This window comes from Rhodanobacter sp. K2T2 (genome assembly GCF_013408815.1).
In the GTDB taxonomy this organism is placed as follows: domain Bacteria; phylum Pseudomonadota; class Gammaproteobacteria; order Xanthomonadales; family Rhodanobacteraceae; genus Rhodanobacter.
This window is the reverse complement of record NZ_JACCCA010000020.1, coordinates 1-18,920: the sequence shown is the minus strand read 5'-3', so window position 1 is coordinate 18,920 and position 18,920 is coordinate 1. Positions and strand designations below refer to the sequence as shown.

General features: G+C 60.2%; 21 protein-coding genes and 1 pseudogene. 18 read left to right on the top strand and 4 right to left on the bottom strand.

Features of this window, described 5'->3' with window-relative positions:
• Positions 1-26: 26 nt before the first annotated feature.
• The 5 genes from HDE78_RS20480 (at position 27) to HDE78_RS21175 (ending at position 4,375) form a co-directional block, all read left to right on the top strand.
• On the top strand, positions 27-1,517 hold the full coding sequence (locus HDE78_RS20480; RefSeq protein WP_179483005.1) for a hypothetical protein: 1,491 nt from the start codon (positions 27-29) through the stop codon (positions 1,515-1,517).
• A 339-nt stretch (positions 1,518-1,856) separates the two neighbouring features.
• Positions 1,857-2,675, top strand: a complete 819-nt coding sequence (locus tag HDE78_RS20475; protein ID WP_179483003.1) for a hypothetical protein — start codon at positions 1,857-1,859, stop codon at positions 2,673-2,675.
• Between the two features lie 71 nt (positions 2,676-2,746).
• A complete protein-coding gene (locus HDE78_RS20470) occupies positions 2,747-3,154 on the top strand; it encodes a GFA family protein (RefSeq protein ID WP_179483001.1) in 408 nt (135 codons plus the stop codon).
• A 52-nt stretch (positions 3,155-3,206) separates the two neighbouring features.
• Positions 3,207-3,662 (top strand): hypothetical protein, encoded by a 456-nt coding sequence (locus tag HDE78_RS20465; RefSeq protein WP_218862621.1) that lies wholly within the window; start codon positions 3,207-3,209, stop codon positions 3,660-3,662.
• A 185-nt stretch (positions 3,663-3,847) separates the two neighbouring features.
• A complete protein-coding gene (locus tag HDE78_RS21175) occupies positions 3,848-4,375 on the top strand; it encodes an AAA family ATPase (protein WP_179482999.1) in 528 nt (175 codons plus the stop codon).
• 36 nt (positions 4,376-4,411) lie between these two features.
• Here HDE78_RS21175 and HDE78_RS20455 read toward each other — a convergent pair whose 3' ends face one another.
• The 4 genes from HDE78_RS20455 to HDE78_RS20440 form a co-directional block, all read right to left on the bottom strand.
• On the bottom strand, positions 4,412-4,702 hold the full coding sequence (locus tag HDE78_RS20455) for a ferredoxin family protein (RefSeq protein WP_179482997.1): 291 nt from the start codon (positions 4,700-4,702) through the stop codon (positions 4,412-4,414).
• A 188-nt stretch (positions 4,703-4,890) separates the two neighbouring features.
• The gene (locus HDE78_RS20450; protein WP_179482995.1) at positions 4,891-5,370 is read right to left on the bottom strand and encodes an NIPSNAP family protein; all 480 of its coding nucleotides are present in this window, start codon (positions 5,368-5,370) and stop codon (positions 4,891-4,893) included.
• A 67-nt stretch (positions 5,371-5,437) separates the two neighbouring features.
• Complete coding sequence (locus HDE78_RS20445; RefSeq protein WP_218862619.1) at positions 5,438-5,872, bottom strand: ester cyclase; 435 nt, start codon at positions 5,870-5,872, stop codon at positions 5,438-5,440.
• A 41-nt stretch (positions 5,873-5,913) separates the two neighbouring features.
• The gene (locus HDE78_RS20440) at positions 5,914-6,297 is read right to left on the bottom strand and encodes a DUF4267 domain-containing protein (RefSeq protein ID WP_179482993.1); all 384 of its coding nucleotides are present in this window, start codon (positions 6,295-6,297) and stop codon (positions 5,914-5,916) included.
• A 99-nt stretch (positions 6,298-6,396) separates the two neighbouring features.
• On the opposite strand from HDE78_RS20440, the gene HDE78_RS20435 reads away from it, so the two are divergent.
• The 13 genes and pseudogenes from HDE78_RS20435 to HDE78_RS20375 form a co-directional block, all read left to right on the top strand.
• Positions 6,397-6,966 (top strand): TetR/AcrR family transcriptional regulator, encoded by a 570-nt coding sequence (locus HDE78_RS20435; protein ID WP_179482991.1) that lies wholly within the window; start codon positions 6,397-6,399, stop codon positions 6,964-6,966.
• Between the two features lie 175 nt (positions 6,967-7,141).
• Positions 7,142-7,573, top strand: a complete 432-nt coding sequence (locus HDE78_RS20430) for a BLUF domain-containing protein (protein WP_343205701.1) — start codon at positions 7,142-7,144, stop codon at positions 7,571-7,573.
• 153 nt (positions 7,574-7,726) lie between these two features.
• A complete protein-coding gene (locus HDE78_RS20425; RefSeq protein ID WP_179482988.1) occupies positions 7,727-7,921 on the top strand; it encodes a hypothetical protein in 195 nt (64 codons plus the stop codon).
• 189 nt (positions 7,922-8,110) lie between these two features.
• Positions 8,111-8,572: a DUF4265 domain-containing protein gene (locus HDE78_RS20420; RefSeq protein ID WP_179482986.1), complete on the top strand. Its 462-nt coding sequence runs from the start codon at positions 8,111-8,113 to the stop codon at positions 8,570-8,572.
• Positions 8,562-8,918 (top strand): hypothetical protein, encoded by a 357-nt coding sequence (locus tag HDE78_RS20415; protein WP_345776087.1) that lies wholly within the window; start codon positions 8,562-8,564, stop codon positions 8,916-8,918. Before HDE78_RS20420 ends, HDE78_RS20415 begins: the two co-directional genes overlap by 11 nt.
• Positions 8,919-8,977: 59 nt before the next feature.
• Positions 8,978-9,445 (top strand): hypothetical protein, encoded by a 468-nt coding sequence (locus tag HDE78_RS20410; RefSeq protein WP_179482982.1) that lies wholly within the window; start codon positions 8,978-8,980, stop codon positions 9,443-9,445.
• Between the two features lie 289 nt (positions 9,446-9,734).
• Positions 9,735-9,962, top strand: a complete 228-nt coding sequence (locus tag HDE78_RS20405) for a hypothetical protein (RefSeq protein WP_179482981.1) — start codon at positions 9,735-9,737, stop codon at positions 9,960-9,962.
• Between the two features lie 408 nt (positions 9,963-10,370).
• Positions 10,371-10,649, top strand: a complete 279-nt coding sequence (locus tag HDE78_RS20400) for a hypothetical protein (protein WP_179482979.1) — start codon at positions 10,371-10,373, stop codon at positions 10,647-10,649.
• Between the two features lie 628 nt (positions 10,650-11,277).
• On the top strand, positions 11,278-11,715 hold the full coding sequence (locus HDE78_RS20395) for a YciI family protein (RefSeq protein WP_179482977.1): 438 nt from the start codon (positions 11,278-11,280) through the stop codon (positions 11,713-11,715).
• Positions 11,716-11,758: 43 nt separating this feature from the next.
• Positions 11,759-13,042 carry an RNA polymerase sigma factor gene (locus HDE78_RS20390; RefSeq protein ID WP_179482975.1) on the top strand — a complete coding sequence of 428 codons (1,284 nt, stop codon included), beginning with the start codon at positions 11,759-11,761 and terminating at the stop codon, positions 13,040-13,042.
• 754 nt (positions 13,043-13,796) lie between these two features.
• Positions 13,797-15,077 (top strand): hypothetical protein, encoded by a 1,281-nt coding sequence (locus tag HDE78_RS20385; RefSeq protein ID WP_179482973.1) that lies wholly within the window; start codon positions 13,797-13,799, stop codon positions 15,075-15,077.
• 41 nt (positions 15,078-15,118) lie between these two features.
• The gene (locus HDE78_RS20380) at positions 15,119-17,968 is read left to right on the top strand and encodes an RHS repeat protein (protein WP_179482972.1); all 2,850 of its coding nucleotides are present in this window, start codon (positions 15,119-15,121) and stop codon (positions 17,966-17,968) included.
• A gap of 59 nt (positions 17,969-18,027) precedes the next feature.
• A pseudogene (locus HDE78_RS20375) lies at positions 18,028-18,920 on the top strand (hypothetical protein); the annotation flags it as partial.

Genomic DNA, 18,920 nt, shown 5'->3' with positions numbered 1-18,920 from the left:
GAGTGCCAACCACTCCCGGATGCCGAATGAATCGTTTTGCTTCCTGGTTTGCTGTTGGTCTGATCTTGCTTGCTGCGTTGAATACCGCACATGCGACAGGCACCCAGTCCTCAATGCATTTGAGCTATCGATTGGCGCCGGCTTTCGATTCAATCCGGCTGCAGGGCCTGCGGGTAGATGTAGCGTTCGACCTGCCGCCTGACGGCGAGCTTCGCTGGAATCCACCGAAAGGGATCGCTGCTCGTGAACCGTCCCGGTTCGTGTCAGTGCCGGTAATGCATGGGGCGTCGTTGAGGCGTACGGCGGATGGTTTGTGGATCGTGCGTGGCAGGGCCGGTGCGCGTGTAACGATGGATTATCTCGTGAAGCCCGCGACTGGCGGGGCGCATGCCGATGGCGACATTTATCAAGGCATTTGGGTAGAGCATCAGCAATTCGAGGCCTTGGGCAACGACTTGTTCGCGACGCCGATCAAGTATGTCGACGCTCCGCTGGGATTCAACTGGCAAGCGCCATCGGGATGGTCGTTGGCGACAACCCTGAGTAGCTTCGGCGCCACGGGATTGACGGTCGAGCATCTGGTGCAAAGCAGTTTCGTCGGTGGCCGGGGAATGAGTGAAATACGGCGACCGATCCTGGGCGGAACGATGCAGGTTGCCAGCGTTGGAGCGCCGACGACCTTGGCCTCGTTTGCTGATGCAATGGTGCCTGTGGTCAACGGGCTGCGCAGCTTCTGGGGCGATACGACGGGCGACTTTGTCGTCACTATGCGTGTTCTGGAAGCGGGTTCCGCAGGCTCTGCCGGCATTGGGCGCGATGGCGGCTTCATGGCGCAGGTCCATGCGAATCTGACGCCGCAAGAGCTGGCGGACCTGGCCATGCACGAGTACACCCATGCATGGATTCCCACGCGCACAGGGAAAATGCCCAAGGACAAGCGTGAGCCGTTGGCCTACTGGTTCTCGGAGGGCTTCACAGTTTTCTACACCAATCGCGCGGAGCTGCGAGATGGACGCTTGAGCCTGAGAGGCTTTCAAGATTCCTTCAATGCCATTTCCGTTGGTTATGACATGTCGACTGTGCGCAGATCGCCCAACGCACGCATCGTGGACGACTTCTGGAGTAACCCGGACGTACAGCGACTTCCGTACAACCGGGGTGCCATCTTCGCTTACCTGCTGGATGCGCGACTGATTGACCGAACAGACGGCAAACACTCGCTGGACGATGTCATGCGCCACATGCGCGACCGATTCCGGGATAACCCGACCTTGGGCGTGCGGGAAAACCTCGTACGCAGCTATGCGGATATGGGTGGGGGCGACATTCGCCGCTGGCTCGTTCGCTATATCGATCGCGGCGAGCAGATGGTGCTTCCGTATGATCTCCTTGGCGGCTGCCTGACCATGATTCGCGAGCGCAAGCCCGGTTTCGGGCTGGTGCAGTCGGCTCAGATTGCCACTGGCCTCACCCCGCAGCACCAATCCACGTGCTTGCACCGCCTCGGTGGCGGCTAACCCAAAGCAGCGTGCAACGACGAATGGTGACGGTCACCACTAAACCGCGACCAGAGTCGGCTTTTTCCACTTTGTGAAAAGCGGCTGCACTAGTTCGTCTAGTGCTTTTGTATCGCGACTATTAGTTGTCATGACTTTTACCGTGAGATATCGCTGCACGGGATCACGTTATGGCTTTTTCTACAGATCGAAAACCGGGGTCAGAGTAGACTTTTCTACTTAGTGAAAAATGTTGGGGAAATTTAGAAGAAGATCAGAAGATGTGGGTCGTGACGCCTCTCTTCTACGCTCGAATCTTGCTTCAGGCTAAAGTGCTTTACATTGACGCTCGGGGGTTCCATGTTCGGATGGTTTCGCAAGGAAGCGTTGCTTGATGCCGAGTTGACGGCATGGCAGTTTGACTGCTTCGACTGGTTGGTGCGGCATACGGGTGGACTGGAAGCTTTGCGTTCGCGCAGGCTCATTCTGCCGACGCGGGAGTTCTTTCCCCAGCGAGGAAGGCACGACGCGGCTTTTGCCGAAGCGGTCTTCGCGCAGGTCAAAGTGCATGCGGGCATGGCCGACTGGCCGTGCGAGTTGCAGGTGCAGGAGGGCGATCCTGATCCGAAGGTCTCGACATATGCGTTCGTGCAGGGTGCACCGCAGTCGCCCGCGGGGACGTATCGCGCACTGGGCGACGAGGGGGCGTTGATCACCTATCATCCGGACCAGTTGGCCGACCCGGCCGCGCTGGTGGCGACCTTCGCTCACGAGCTGGCGCACTACCGCACGGCACGTTTTCCGGAGCCGCCGCCGGGTGGTTGGGACGTGTGGGAAATCGCCACCGACCTCGCGGCCGTCTATCTGGGCTTCGGCGTATTCCTTGCCAATACGCGCTTCCACTTCAGTCACTTCTCCGATGGCCGCACCAGCGGCTGGCGTTGGCGCCAGCAAGGCTATGTCTCCGAGCCGGAAGTGCTGCATATGCAGGCTATCGTTTCCATCGCGATGGGCGCGCCCCAGGAGCAGACGCTGGCGCATCTCAAGCCGGCACTCAAGGGCATCTTCAAGAGAGTGTGGAAAGAAGCAGCGTTCGCTTCGCAGGAGCGGCAGCCTCCGGGTACCCTTGCGGTTAAGGACAACCTGGCAGAGGCGGATAAAGTGTCAGGGACAAATTGAGTGCGTCACTGACCGAGTCGAGTTTTTCCTGATATCTTTTTTGAAGCGTCAGGCAGCAAGGAAACTTCGGTATGACGGCTCCCTTTTCCGGCGGATGCGCCTGTGGGTCGATTCGCTATGTGTGCTCACGCGCGCCTGTCGCCATGCTCAATTGCCACTGTCTGGATTGTCAGCGTGCCAGCGGTGCGCCGTTCGCGTCGGGTTTTATCGTGGCGGCCGCGGATATGGAGATAATCGGCACGCCGAAAACGTATTCGGTGCGCGCTGGCAGCGGCGCGCTCGCGACGCGCAGCTTCTGCCCCGAGTGCGGCTCGCCGTTGTTCACGCGCGGCGATGCCAACCCGGGATTCCAGTCTGTGCGCTTTGCTAGCCTGGATGACGCGTCGGCGTTTCAGCCGATGCTGGACATCTGGACGGCCAGTGCACAGCCGTGGGTTTGCCTGAGTCAGGCCATTCCGCATTATCCTCGGGTTCCCTGATGTCGATCGCTGGCAGTTACTGCGTGGTGATTCGTGCAGGGCGGACATTGCCTTGCACAGCAATTTCGGCATCAAGCCATCTCAGGGGCTCGGCATGGGTTCGGTCTTCGAGAAACTAAACCTTAAAGACCGCGGGGAGATCGTGGTGGTCAACGCGCCGGCGTCTTTCGAGGCCGAGCTGGCCGCGCTTGCCGGTGTCGCCGTGTTGCGCGATCTTCAGAAGGTAGCGGCCGTTTCTTTTGCGCTCGTGTTCGCCACGCGGCAGAGCGAGGTCGACGCTATTTCCCCGGCCCTTGCCGACAAACTCAAGGCTGACGCGTTGCTGTGGTTCGCCTATCCGAAGGGCACGTCCAAAAAGTACACGTGCGATTTCAACCGGGATACGGGGTGGCGCGTCATTCGCCGTTTGGGATTTGATACCGTTCGCGCGGTCGCCATCGATGAGGATTGGTCGGCGCTGCGTTTCAGGCGCGTCGAGTTCATCAAGTCGGCAGCGACATCGAAGTAACATCCGATCCGGAAGTGGGGCAGAGTTGGGGTTTCCTTACGTTTTCACGCGAACCCACCGAGCGGGTCCATGCGCGATGGTGAGGGATGTCCTGGCTGTTCCATCAGGTGATTCGATGGAACAGTGGCCATCGTCGCGGCATGCCTTTCGTCCCCAATGTATGACCGAGTATCGAGCCCGTACTTATGATTCTTGATTCTCTCGGACCGCGTATCTGCGTGATGGGGCCGTCGAACAGCGGCAAGTCGACTTTGGCGGCCGCCATCGGGCGGGCGCGCGGGCTGACACCCATCCACCTGGACCAGCTTTACCATTTGCCGCAAACGAATTGGCAGCCTCGGCCGCCCGAAGAGTTCATCGCCCTGCACGATGAGGCGATTGTGGGCGCGAGCTGGGTCATGGAGGGCAACTATTCTCGCTGCCTGCCGCAGCGGCTGGCACGGGCAACCGGATTCATCCTGCTGGACGCCGCAACCGCAACCAGCCTTTTACGCTACGTCCGCCGATCGTGGTTCGAGCGCGATCGGCCCGGCGATCTCGAGGGGAGCCGAAACAGCGTCCGATGGGCGATGATCCGCCACATCGCGATCGTTACCCGAGAGAACCGCCGGCGCTACAAAGAACTATTCGACCGTATCAGCTTGCCGAAGATCAGGCTGGCAACGACGCGCGAACTCGAGCGTTTCTATCGGTCCGAACGGCTCGGCCGCTAACCGCCTTACGCACTCGCGGCAGCGCGCACGCAAAAATCAGGCAATTGCTTTGACGAGCTTGATGGCGTGCTCCGGACACGCCTTGACGCACAGGCCGCACGCGCGGCATTGATCCGCGTTGGGCGTGTAGGCGACTCTTCCGCCGTGAACGCGATTTTTAAGCTTCGATAAAAATCCCAGCTTGGCGTAGTCGGCGGGTTCGATGCTGCGAATGGCGAACACATCGTAAGGGCATACCTCCACGCAAGGCCCTTTGGCTTCGCAGCGAGAAAAATCGACGACGGGGATAAATTTGCCCGAAGGCTGTTTGCAGACTTCATCGTGCATATCGCATCTCCAGCGGAAGGCGGCCACGAGTAGCTCGCCCGAAATTCGCCATGGTGAGTGTTGGCTCCGCCGCTCGATCCCCGATGGTTCGGCAGGCGTTCTTTATCCAGAGCGTTGCCTTCGGCGAGCCTGCCTACTGGCGAGTCAGACGACGATAACGCGTGTACTTTTCGGCCATACGATTGCGATTATCCGAATGGCGAACCCGCCGCCGGCATCAAGACCGTCGATTCGACGCCCAGGATGTCGGCGACATCGAAGCCGCGCGCGTCGTTCGCCGCCTCCGGGCTTTGTATGTAGCGCTGCGCGACCTCGCCAGGATCGTCGCCCTCCGCGTAAGAAACCAGCACGAAGGCTCGGGGCGTGACATCGGCCTTGGCCGTCCATACGCCGTGAGCCTCGACGCCGAACGAGGAAAAATTGTGAAGGTGGCGAGGAAAGACGGTACCGATGTAAAAATCGAGCGCCTCTTTCGTGCGCATCGTGTAGACCCGAAGCTCAAAGGTTCGCATCATGAATTCCTGTGGCGGATAGAAGAGGGCGAGGGTGCCGTCGGCAACCCCGGGTACGTGCAGGTCGCAGCAGGCATCGCGTGTGCGACAGCGGACGAACCGATACGGCGCCGACAAAACTGATCTGCCGGCTCCGATGGTCACGACGCTGAGCATTACTGGACGCCCGACAACGATGCGCTTCGCTACTGTCCCGGCATCGCCTCGCTGCGGACGTATAGAGTTACGGCTGGCGAGGCGGCTGCACGGCGCCCATCTGAATGAAGACGTCGAGGGTGTTGAGCTCGTCCCAATGCTCGACAAAACGGCCGTTCTCGACCCGCCAGATATCGATCGAGCGCATGACGAAGGGGTTGCCCGTGGCGGGGTAGCCGAGGAGGTTTCCGGTATGCGTGCCTTCGTACCGGTAACGGCCGACGACGCGCGAGCCATCCGCCGACGCGAAGACGTCTTCCGCCGTGACTTTGAGGTCGGGCACGCCCGCGATGATGGCTCCCAACACTTTCTTCGAACCCTCCAGTCCCGGTTCGGCGAAGGCGTTGTGGTTTACGTAGTCGGGTGCCTTGATCTCGTCGAGGCGCGACAGATCGTGGCTGGTCATGATGTCGGCAAAGAGATGCCCGAGCTTGACCAGATCCGTTGTCATTGCGTTCGTCATTGTTTTGGTCCTTTTCAGTTGTCAGTGAGGGGATGAGTTTTTTACTTCGCGCCGAAGATCAGGCATGCGCCGGTGGCGACGATGACAATGCCCGTAAAGCCATGCATGCCCAGGGCTAAGCCTTTGCTTCCGCCCGATCGAAGCACGGTCGCCATGTCGCCAAAGGCGATGAGGCTCGCCACCAGCATGAATTCGCCGAGCAGCCGCGGCGATCCATTCGTCATGAGCAGCACGACAAAAAGTCCGGCAGCGATATCCCGCGTGCCCTTGACGGACAGCCACGCGGTCAGCCCGGTCGACGGCGGTGGCGAATGGGCGATGCCGAACTCTGCCGACGCGGCGGCAGGGCTCCACCAAAAGCGCGATCCGAGAAAAAGAATGCCGGCCGCGATGAGGCCGGAGAGCACGTACCCGATATGTAGCATTGGAATCTCCTGTCAGTTGCAGAAATACTAGCACTGACAGAAAACATGTCAACACTAATCTAGCGTTGACAATTATTCTTCTGCCGATAGGCTGGGCGAATGACCATCGCCGAACGCAGAAAAAACCAGCGCATGGAGCGCTACGAACTCATTCTGGCGGCAGCGCGCCAATTGGCCGAAGCCGAAGGGTGGGACGCCGTGACCACACGGCGGCTTGCCGCGCTGATCGACTACAGTCAGCCGGTTCTCTACAGCCACTTCAAAGGCAAGGCCGACATCATGGCCGCCGTGGCGACGAAAGGGTTCGAGGAGCTCGCGGCGCGCTTGCAGAAGGAAACGGCGAAAAAGAAAGGCAAGCCGGATGTCCTGCGCAATGTGTGTGCCGCCTACCTCGATTTCGCTCGCTCCAACGCGGTCGTTTACGAGGCCATGTTCGTCTTGCCGACCCAGATCCAATTCGCCAGCGAGCACACGCCGCCCGCTCTGCGTGCGTCCTTTGCCGAGCTGGTCGCTGCGCTGGGGCCCGATCGACAGCAGCCGGTATTTTTAGCCGAAGTGCTTTGGAGCGCGCTGCACGGCCTGGTCGTTTTTGCAAAATCCGAGCGCATTCCGGCTGCCGGCGCAGAGGCTCGACTCGACATTCTCGTGCAAAAATTCCGTCGCGATTAGCGTGGGTCGCACCGTTGTGCGGCCATGTCCGGCAGGGTTTCGATCATCGATGCCCTCGAAATCTGCCGAGCGTGGCATGTCGTGTTTCGGGGATGGCCGGAACACACTGTGAATTTGCAGCGGCCCCGAGCACCGGTCAATATAGGCGGCTACCGATCTTCAAGGGCCGCAATCGATGGACATGATTGGCGTTGTATACATGAGCCGCTCGGCCCGGCCGATGCAGCCGGCCGATCTCGACCGGCTCCTGATGGACGCGCGCACTCACAATGCGGAGAAAGACGTGACTGGCGTGCTGCTATATGGCGACAGCCAGTTTTTCCAGTACTTCGAAGGCCACCCGGCCGATGTGGAGGACGTTTACGAGCGCATTCGCCGCTCCACCCTCCACCACGAGCTGGTCGAGCTGGAGCGCCGTCGGGTGCCGCAACGGTTCTTCCGCAAGTGGTTCATGGGTTTTCGAGACGCGCCCGCCAGCGTCATCCAGAAGCTGAGCCAGGAGCAGTGGAAGCGTGAGATGCCGTGGGCCCAGGATCACTCGGCCGCCTCCCCGGGGATGCAACAGCTTATGGCGTTTCTCGACTCCGCCTCGACCGACGAGGCGTAAAGCGAAAGCGGTCAGGCGCCTCGGCACTCGCCTTGCCGCCGTATCGGCGTCAATGGTTTCTGTCGGTTGTAGTGTTCGGCGCCTGCGTTGTCATTCCTCTTCCGCTCGCCGTGGTTACAGGGCAACTCGAGTAGGCATAAATCGCCAGTCATCATGAAGACCTATCCCCTACGCAGAGAGGAGGGTTCTTTTCGTGGTTTCGAGATTGCGAGCGCGTGGCTTACGCTCGGTCTTGTGCAGCTTCTGCGCGCAACGCCGACAGTTGCCGATGTTCGTCGCCAATGGTTCAACGACGACAGTGCCGCGTTCGAGTTTCATGGAAAGCGCGCCGTCGTCAATGAGCCGTAGGGTGAATGAGCTGTGCGGTGACAACAGCCGTTACTGGGTGGGTCTTCAAACCTGGATTCATCGCCAGAACTCGATACCGGCCCCCTGCATGACGCTTTCAGAAGATATCGTGGTTTTCTTGTCGTCACTCTTTGGCCGGTGCAGCATGATGATTGACCAAGCGAAAAGTCGCCGAGTCGGCTTCACTCGATGAGCGGCGAACCGACAGCGAAAATCTTGTTTCGTGTCCCAGACCATGAGGGATGCGCCAACGTCGAGACGCTTTGGGCAACGCCGATCGGCAACGACCATTACAAACTGGACAACTCCCCGTTCTACGCCTACGGCGTCTCCTGGCAGGACACGGTATGGGCGCCGTTCGACGCACGCGAAGGCATGGCGACGTTCCAATCCGTGGTGACGCGGTCTGGCCATCGAACCATCCGCATCATCGTCGATCCGCCGGTTTCCTACGGCAACGCTTCAGAGCTGTTGCTGCAACGTCTCGTCGCAATGGGATGCAGCTACGAGGGCGCCACTGGCGGCTACATATCGGTCGACATTCCGCCTTCCGTAGATCTGCAGGATGTCCATGCGTACCTCATCGACGTGGATGCGCAATGGGAGCAAGCCGATCCACCGTACGAATCACGTTTCCCGCGTGAGGCGTGACCACTTCTTCAAAGCGGACGGCTTGGCCGCCGCTCCATTCGCGCGTTGTCACTCAATGGCCACTTCGTCCAAGATTATTCTTCACTCACTGCACGGCTATCGCTCGGAACTCGATGCGATCGTGGCGCAATGGATCCAAGAGCGGGTCAGTTATGTCGGGGTGGTCGGCATCGATGCCTCGAGGATCGAGGACATCATTGATGAGCTGTGCATCGGGGACGGATCGAAACCCTATGCCATGCTCACGGCATCCCACGGCTCAGACGAGACGCTTCAAGACGCTATCCTTCTTGCAGGGCAACTTTCAGGTGAGCTCGCCGGCGATGTACGTGTCGTTGAGTTCTGATATTTCGTTCAAAGCGGACGGCTTGCCCGCCGCTCCATTTCCGCGATAGAGCGCCCATCATGCAACTCATCTTTACCAAGGGATCGGGAAAACACGACACGATGGACGTGATCCGGGATGGCGCTGTCGTCGAAAGCATGGCTTGCCCCAAGCAAGGCATCATTCCGCATGACATGGTCCACTACGCAGTCGAGCACACACTGCACAAGCGGGGCTTTGTCGGTCGCGTGCTCGACGGTGAGGCGGCCTCGTTCCAGATGCAGGCCGATGCCGAGAGCGATGGGGTGGAGCGTCTGGTCGAAGTATTTCAGGCGGACGGCTGGTCGGGGTGGAGCAGCTCCCCGACCGACATGCTCGACTTGTATCGGGTCACTTGTCGCGCTCGCCAATGCGCGCCTTTGGCCTTGGACGCGGATGACGTCGACGCCGTGCGCCAGCGAATCCTGGCGCTGACGCAGCAGTGGCAATCCCTTGCGGTCGGCCAGTCGTTGGCTTTAGCGTTCGAGCATAGTCAGCCTGCGTCATAGCAAGTTTTTGGTCATTCAGGCGGACGACTTCAGCTGAAAGGCAACCTGTCCCTTATGACAGCCGACATGGAGGGTTTTGCTGCGATGCGATCTCGAGGCGTGCAGCAACGACGTCGGGCATCGCCGAAGGCTATGAAACCGACTGCGTGCCGCACACCCCGATGAGGATGCTGACGCGTGGCAGCACATGGCAGAGCGCTGGCCCGAAGACACCCGTTACGTGTCTCTCTGCACAGGCTATTCACCGTAGCGAGCCTAGCGTCGAAGATACTTGCCCGAGGAACCGCCGATGGAGATTTTCGACATTCCCTTCAATCCGGATGCCGCGCATGGTTGGACTGTGCCCATTCCGCGAGACGGAGAAAAGCGGTTCGTGTCGCGCACAGATGCCCTCGCTTTCGCTCAAATGCTCGCTAAAGACGAATCCATAAGCCAACGCACAAACAACTATCTCTGCGTTGAAGGTGGCGATAAGCACTGGCGGCTGTTTACGGCCGATTTGATGCCGGTCGGCTGATCAGTACCTTTATCGCTCGTTGACGGGGCGCTGCGACGGAGTTTGCCGGGTCCAAGTTTCTTGCTCCCCAATAAGCGGGTCCGCTCGAATGCACGTTTTCGGCGGCTGGAAAATGCACCTCACGCCTTGCCGCCGTCCCGGATGGGATGCGCACGCTTTGGCGAATGACACACGCCATCGATGCGCGTCCATCGCCTTGAACTTATCGCCGCGTAGGTTGCACACGGCGTCGAACGGTCGGTAACGAAGACGAAAAGGCCAAGGCGACGCGCGCCGGGTCTCTCTGGTTCGGTCTCTTCGGTTTTGCCATGTCAGCCGGCGAGAAGAATGAAGTGAGCCTATGCAATTGTTTCTCGGCGCATTCACCGCCCGAAAGCCAACGTAAGGACACATTAGGGAGACCCTCCAATGATCCAGCTCAATCCGCCCCTGCCCATGAACACACCCAAAGGCGAGGGCTTTGCACACGTGATGCTGGACTACGGCCCGGAATCCGACCTTTACTGGGTGGTGCTGATCACCGAAACGGGCGAGATCTGGACGTTCGCCAACCGTTACGTGCGAGCCGGGAAAAACATCACGCTGGGTCGAACCCATCCGACGCAGCCCACCGCCCCGGCGGCGTTGGCGCCCGGGGAACGCGTGCCCATGCGACCGCGTGCCATCGAGACGTTCGAGCCGGTCTAGTCGTCACCCCGCCATGGAACACCGGCTGGCGAAATCGACTATGTGGCTGAGCAACGTCGGTCGGGGCTTGGCGGATTCGTGACGTTGTTCATGGCGTACTGATTCGGGCGTTGTTCGCTGCTTGTGCGGCGGTTGTGCCGTCCGCCGCACAAGTGTCTGCCGCCGCAGCCACGCCGTTGGCGGCTGTCGGCCTGTTTGCGTCGGGGCTGGGCGTGACGCGCCTGTCTGCCTGATTCTCTCGCGCCGCCGCCGCCTGGCCTTCGCAGGTAATCCGCACGGCGCTGCATGTGCCGTGCCGGTATCGCCAGAGGCCGCTTTGACATGGCTCGCATCGCGGCCGATCAAAATCGAGGCCGATCAAAGGGGACGAAGTGCCCAACCTGGTTAAGCGGTTAAGCCAGCCTCCATCGACGCCGAAATGGGGCCATGCTCCGCCTTGCCTAAAAATAATCGATTTAAATTCGAATCTCGTGTCGATTAGCCCCTGCGTCGTTCGACGTATCAACAGTGAGCCCGTTCGAAAGCGAGCGACAGCCAGTCCATGCCGCTATCCATCTGAGTTCACCGTTGTAAACAAATGGCCAACGCCTAGAGCGCCCCTATCACGAACAACCACAGGAGATTTCCCATGCGATTCATGGTTATCGTCAAAGCAACCGCCGAGTCCGAAAAAGAAGGCGCACTGCCCGATCCGCAGCTCATGGCCGACATGAGCAAGTTCAACGAAGAGCTGATCAAGGCCGGCGTCGTGCTGGCCATGGATGGACTCCACCCCAGCGGCAAAGGGGCGCGCGTCAAATTTTCCGGTAAATCGCGGACCGTCATCGACGGCCCGTTCGCCGAGACCAAGGAGCTCGTCGCCGGCTTCTGGATCTGGCAGCTGAAGTCCCTCGCGGAGGCCATCGAATGGGTCAAGCGCTGCCCCAATCCCCACCACGGGGAGTCCGAAATCGAGATCCGCCAAATTTTCGAGATGGAAGATTTCGCCCCGCTGCTTTCCAAAGAAGAGATTCAGTACAAGGTAGATCGTCGCGCCGAGCTGCCGGATCAGACATCGAACACGTAACCGCGCTTGCGCGCCCGGTTTAAAGCTGATGTGATCGGTAGCCGTGTCTGCTACCGATCACCATCGCATTGTCGAAGCTGTCTGGCGCATCGAGTCCGCCCGCGTCATCGCGGGCCTGACCCGCTTTACCCGCGACGTCGGTCTGGCCGAAGACCTTGCGCAGGAGGCGCTTCTCGCCGCACTCGTACAGTGGCCGCAATCCGGCGTGCCCGACAATCCCGGCGCTTGGCTCACCGCCACCGCCAAACGCCGCGCCATCGATCTCTTCCGCCATAACGCCGTCGCCAGGTGCAAGCACGAAGCGCTTGCGCGCGAACTCGACGTGCTCGAGCAAACCTCGCCCGATCTCGACGCCGCGCTCGACAACAGCATCGGCGACGATCTCCTGCGCCTCGTCTTCGTCGCCTGTCATCCCGTGCTGCCCGCCGAGTCGCGTGCAGCACTCACGCTGCGTCTCCTTGGTGGTCTCACCACCGAGGAAATCGCGCGTGCCTTCCTGACGCCCGAACCCACCATCGCCCAGCGCATCGTGCGCGCCAAACGCACCCTCGCCGACAAGCACATCCCGTTCGAGGTGCCCCACGGCCCGGAGCTCGCTACCCGACTTTCCTCCGTGCTCGAAGTCATCTACCTGATCTTCAACGAGGGCTACTCGGCCACCAGCGGCGACGACCTCATGCGCCCCTCGCTCTGCGAGGACGCGCTCCGCCTCGGTCGCATCCTCGCCGAACTCATGCCCGCCGAACCCGAAGTCCACGGACTGGTCGCCCTGATGGAGATTCAGGCGTCGCGGACGCGCGCCCGCGTCACGGCAACCGGCGAGGCGGTACTGCTGCTGGAGCAAAACCGCAGCCACTGGGATCCGTTGCTCATCCGTCGAGGACTGAGCGCCATCCAGCGCGCTCGCCGAATCGACGCCAACCGCGGCAGCTATCTGCTTCAAGCCGAGATCGCCGCCTGCCACGCCCGCGCGCGCGCACCAGCGGAAACCGACTGGCGTCGCATTGTCGTCCTCTACACCGAGCTCGCTCAGGTCCATCCCTCTCCCGTCATCGAACTCAATCGTGCCGTCGCCGTTTCCATGGCCGACGGCCCCGAGGCGGGCCTCGTACTCGTCGATGCCTTGGCCGGCGAGCCATCACTGGCGCGCTACCATCTTTTGCCCAGCGTCCGCGCCGATCTGCTCTACAAACTAGGCCGCCGGTCCGAAGCCCGCGTCGAGTTTGAACGCGCCGCCGCCCTTACCCGCAACACCCGCGAAAGCAGCCTTCTGCTCGCCCGCGCCGTATCCTGCGAGATGGAACCAACCGACCCTCAGGAAAAATAGCCAACCGTTCATTCCTCCTGCCTCCCGGCCGTTTTCGTCGCAACGCTGCCATTGCTGTCCCTCTCGGGGAGCGCTTTGCGGCATGCAATGGCTGCTTGCAACCGGCTGTCGCTGGCCGATGGCCCTGCGCTGGACGGGATGCCGACGTGCTGATCTTGATCGGTGGCTTCTACTGATCGAATATCTCGGTGTGCGCCATGTGCCGGAGGATATCGCTGCGGTTCATCGCAGAAATATGGAGCATAGCTAACGGCGCGGATCAGCTAGCTAACCTGGTCGCGGCAATAACGAGAAGGGATGCGGGACGTCATGTTTCGTTGGATTAAGCCTATGGGTCGGTTCGGCGGCACGAACCATGGTCCGCAACGATAAGCCGATAAAAGCCTGTGCCGGGATCTTCGATTCGGGCGAGGGGCGGTGGCATCGGATAAATGGTGTTGACAACGACCCGCCTGGCGGGAGCAGAATTGGACGATGACTTATCGCTGCAGCAGCGATTCATCCAAAGGGGATCAAAGGGAGTCGTGATGATAGGGACGTTGTCATTGGGGCACGTAACTCGACAGGCTGAATTTGCCCTGCTGCGTTGCTTCGACAGCGGCCACCGATCTGGCTCATACGGAATATCGCTTGTTTGTAACTCGTCGTTGGCCGGGTGAATTGTTTGTGGGCGAAGGATCAGTTCATCTTTTTACGTTGCCGTGTGACCACGCAACGCCTTTCTATGCTCAAAGCCCCGAATGGGAGGGACCCCGTGTTTAAACCTCGCTTCAAAGCAGTCCTGATAACAGCGTGCGTATTTATTGGCGTGTCGCAAATCGCGATGGCGCAACAATTGGATGGCCCGCACTCCTCCGAGCAAATTAATGGCCCTCCTCCTACTGCTACTCCCTTGCCACCAGTAGTTGTAACTGCGCAGGCCTACAAACCGTTTGATATATCTTCCACTTGGGGACAAGGTTTTTCCCTAACGCAAGGCTCCGGTGGCCCAATCAGCTGGACCAATGGCCACCTATTTTCCTTCAACAATCCCAGCAACTCTTCCACCGACCCTAAGAAGGACCCGAATGGCGGTCCTTGTAGCGGAAATTATCAAGGAGCTCCGATTGATGTAAGCAAAGGCACCAAACTGGAGACGTACACCCTCTTTTCATTGCCTGGTGAGATGGGGTTGAAATACGAGCTTTATTATCATAATCGGGGGATCAATCCTTGGTCGGACGATTCCTACTATTCGCTGGACACGGCCTGTGCCTATGACCCCAATTACAACGGCGGTCCTTGCCCAGGCGTCAAGTTTTATCGTGCCGATGGATCGACCATCCTTTTCAATGGGACGGCAGGTAAGGGCCCGTTTACCGAGAGCGGTGGCGGTAACCTGGCGACGCTGGCCTACAACAGCGCCTCGGCTACATACACACTGCAGGATGAGGATGCTACCACCAAGATTTTTAGTAGCACTGGCGCGCTGATGTCGACGAAGGATGCCTCCGGCATTGGTTGGACGTTTAGCCGCGCTCAGGCCAACGGCATCTCGACACTGACGATTACACACACCAACGGTCAGTCCATGACGATCGCGCAGGGGCCGGGTGCAACGACAGTCGTCAACGGCAAGTCCGTTTTTACGTCGCCAGTCGTAGTCACTGACCCCGCGGGCAATGCCTACACGCTGCACCAAACGCAAGCGAACTACGATTCCATTGCGTTTCCGGGCTCGCCAGCGACCACGATAAACTTTGAGTACAACGCTACTAGCTTCTACGGCGGTCTCAGCGAAGTCGACTACAACGGCACGCCCTACGCGTACACGTCGTATCGAACGGATAACAGCCCCTTCAATGGATGGGCAACCAGTACCTATCTCGCGGATAGCAGTCAGAACATCAGCATCAATTATGCGACCGACAGCGCCGGCAACGTCCAGGCGACGGTCACCAATCCTTTAGGTCATCAGGCCGTGCAAACCTATGATGGCACCTATGGCACGGGCGGCAGCTATAATGGCCAATTGAGTTCTATAATGGCCAATTGAGTTCGGTCAGCAATAATGCGGTAGCCGACTGTGGCGCGACGGTGAACTCGCGCCAGTACGACAACAACGGCAATCTGTCGCAGACGGTCGACAACAACGGCAACGTGCACACTTACACGTACGCGGCGAACGGTCAGCTGCAGACAGAGACCGAAGCGTCAGGTACGACGCAGGCGCGGACCACCGATTACGTGTGGGATCCCAACGCGCAACTTAACCGCCTGACGAGTGCGACGGTCGAAGGCTGGTCGAAGACGGCCTACACCTACAACGCTCAGAACCGCTTGGCCTCCGTGTCGGTCACCAACCTGTCGGCCAACGGCACCGCCAATCAGACGCTCACGACGCAGTACAACTACACGCTTTACGCCAACGGCATGGTGCAAACGATGTCGGTGACCCACCCGTCACCGAACAACAGCGATACCGATGTGACGACCTATGACACGCTGGGTAACGTCAGCTCGTTTGCCGATGGCTTAGGTCACACCACAACGTATAGCAATTACAACGGTCTGGGAGAGCCGCAGCACGTCGTCGGTCCGAACGGGGACGCTACTGATTTCGTGTACGACGCGCGTGGTCGCATCAGCACCAAAACGACGCATCCCAATGGCACCGCCGCAACATGGACCTATACCTACGACGGTTTTGGGCTGCTCTACACGCTCACCACGCCCGATAATGAGGTGACCACGTGGAATCGCAATGCGGAAATGATGGTGCAGACCATCACACACAACGATAAGGACGGTACGTCGACCGAGACGTTTGGGTACGATCCTAACGGGGATGTCACCAGCCATATCGTGACGCGCGGCAGCGACGTCGGCCTCAAGGAATCTGCCACCTACGACGCTCTGGGTCGGCTGTATCAAAAGACCGGTAACAACGGCCAGACGCTGACGTACGCTTATGACGGCAACGGCAATGTGCTTTCGACAACCAACGCCGTTGGGCATGTGATCAACTACCAGTACGATCACCTCGATCGCCTCACGCAGACCGTGGAAAGCGGCGGCGCGAGCCCTTCGATACCCACGGCAGCGCCGACGCTCAGTGCGCCAGCGAACAGCAGCAACGGCAGTTATACCGTCAGCTGGACGGCCGTGAGCGGCGCCACGAGTTATATCCTGCAGGAGCAGGCCAACGCCGGCGCATGGACGACAATCCAGAACAGCAGTGCCACCAGCGTGGCGCTCAGCGGCAAGAGCCCGGCCACCTTTGGTTACCGCGCCCAAGCCTGTACCAGCAGCGGCTGTGGTCCATGGAGCAACGTCGGCAGCGTGATCGTGACGCAGGTGACCGGTAGCATTGACGGCGTCTCCATCGATGGCTCGGGCAATGCCACCGTGACGGGCTGGGCGTGTTCCACAGGGATAGCGCAGTCGATCAGCGTGGATCTGTATCTGGGTGGACCGGCCGGCACGGGTACCGATATCGGGCGCTACACCGCCAACCAAACCAGCGAGCCGGCGGTCGCCAGTGCCTGCGATGTGAGCAGCGGCAGCTACCGCTACAGCATTCCACTATCCGTCGCTACCCGCAGCCAATACGCCGGTCAGGCGATCTATCTCTACGGTATTTCGCCGATAGGGGCCGCCAACCTCGCCCTGGCCAACGCGGGTAGTTTCCAAGTGCCGGTGAACGAGCCCGCCGGCGCGCCGACCCTCAGTGTCCCGGCCAGCGCCAATGTGAGCTACTACACCGTGAGCTGGAGTGCCGTGAGCGGCGCCACCAGTTACACCTTGCAGGAACAGGTGAACGGTGGCGCGTGGGCTACGGTGCAGAACAGCGCAGCGACCAGCTGGGCGGCCACGGGCAAGAGCAACAACACCTATGGCTACCGCGTGCAAGCGTGCAACAGCTCTGGCTGTGGTGCGTGGAGTGTCACGGCCTCCGTCACGGTCGCCATTCCGCCGATACCGGCCAGCGCGCCGGCGCTCAGCGTACCAAGCGTCAGCTACACCGGCGGCTACACGATCAGCTGGGGCGGCGTGAGCGCGGCGACCAGCTACACCTTGCAGGAGCAGGTCAACGGCGGCGGATGGAGCACGGTGCAAGCGAGCGCATCGGCCAGCTGGAGCACGGCCAGTCGGGGCGCCGGCAGTTATGGCTATCGGGTACAGGCCTGCAATGTCAGCGGTTGCGGCCCCTGGAGTGGTACCGGTACGGTGACCGTTACGGCGCCTGCCGCCGCTCCCGGTCTGAGCGCGCCAGCCAGCAATGCCACCGGCAGCTACACCGTGAGCTGGGGCGGCGTGACCGGCGCGAGTTCTTACCTCCTGCAGCAGCAGGTCAACGGCGGCGGCTGGACAACCCTGCAGAACTCGGCGGCGGCCAGTCTGGCGGTCAGTGGCGAAACGAATGGCAGTTATGGCTATCGGGTACAGGCCTGCGACGCCGTTGGCTGCGGGCCGTTCAGTGGCACGGCGACAACCGTGGTGACCATTCCCGTACCTCTCGCGATCAACGGTCAGTCGTACACCGAGAGCTATGCCATTTCTAAAGCCAGCGGAAGTGCGTCGATCGGTTTCGAAATCGTGAGCGGTACCACATGGGATGTTTGGGGATCTAAGCCCAATGCAACGCATGCCGTGCTGATATCGGGCGCCGTACCAGCTACGGCGGTCACCGTCCAGTACGTCTGGACGCTTATAGGGCCGCCTGCGGGTGATTCGGCGTCCACAGGTACGTTGGTCAATCCTGCTGCTTCACCAGTAGCGATTACGAGCAATCCTTCCAGTAACTATGTCACCAGTTTGTACACCGCGTCGTCCAACGGCAACGGTGAGCAATATCAGTTCACGGTGACTTTCTTCAATGCAGCTGGGGCCAACGTGTCCAGCTCGACCTGCACGCTCACGGCGAAAGTGGTGGGGACGAACTGATGAAACGACGTCTCAACACACCGACCGTGCCCGGCACCGCATGCTCAAGGAAGGAAACCATGGACGCCCCGAAGACATCGCTACTCGCTCTCAAGCTATTGCCAGCTGCGTTGCTGATGACGCTTTACTCACCCGCGCTTCTGGCCCAGAGCGTCACCACGGTGATGACCTACGACGTCGGCGGTAACGTGACGAGCGTCACCGACCCACGCGGTCTGGTCACGAGCTATACGCACGACGGTCTGGGCCACCTGCTGCAACAAGTGAGCCCGGACACGGGCACCGTCAATTACGCCTACGACGGATACGGACGACCGTCCAGCATGACGCGCGCGGACGGAGTGCAGACCACCTACGGCTATGACGGCATCAACCGCCTTACCACCGTGAGCGCCGGGGGGCTGACCCAGACCTACGCCTACGACAACTGCACCAACGGCCTGGGTCGCCTGTGTTCGGATAGCGACGCCACGGGGGCCACGTCGTATAGCTATACGCCGGAAGGCTGGACCGGCGGGCGTGGCTTTACCATGGGCAGCACGACGTACGCGCTGGGCTTTAGTTACGACGCCATGGGTCGCGTGACCGTGGTGAATTACCCCGACAGCAACCAGGCCGTTTACGCCTACACCAATGGCGTCGTCTCCGGCGTTTCCTTGAAGATCGGCAGCGCCTCACCGATCAATGGCGCATCGGCGATTACGTATCGGCCCATGGACATGGCGATGTCCGCCTGGACCTCCAGCAATGGCCTCACCAATACCCTGAGCTACGATACGGACGGGCGGCTGACGGGCATCAGCGTACCGGGCAAGCAAAGCCTCGGCTTTACCTACGACGCGGCCGATCGCATCACACAGATCACCAACGGCATCGACAACACGCTGACGCAGAATTTCGGCTACGACTACGTGTCGCGTCTGACGTCGGTGTATTCCAGTGTAGAAAACGA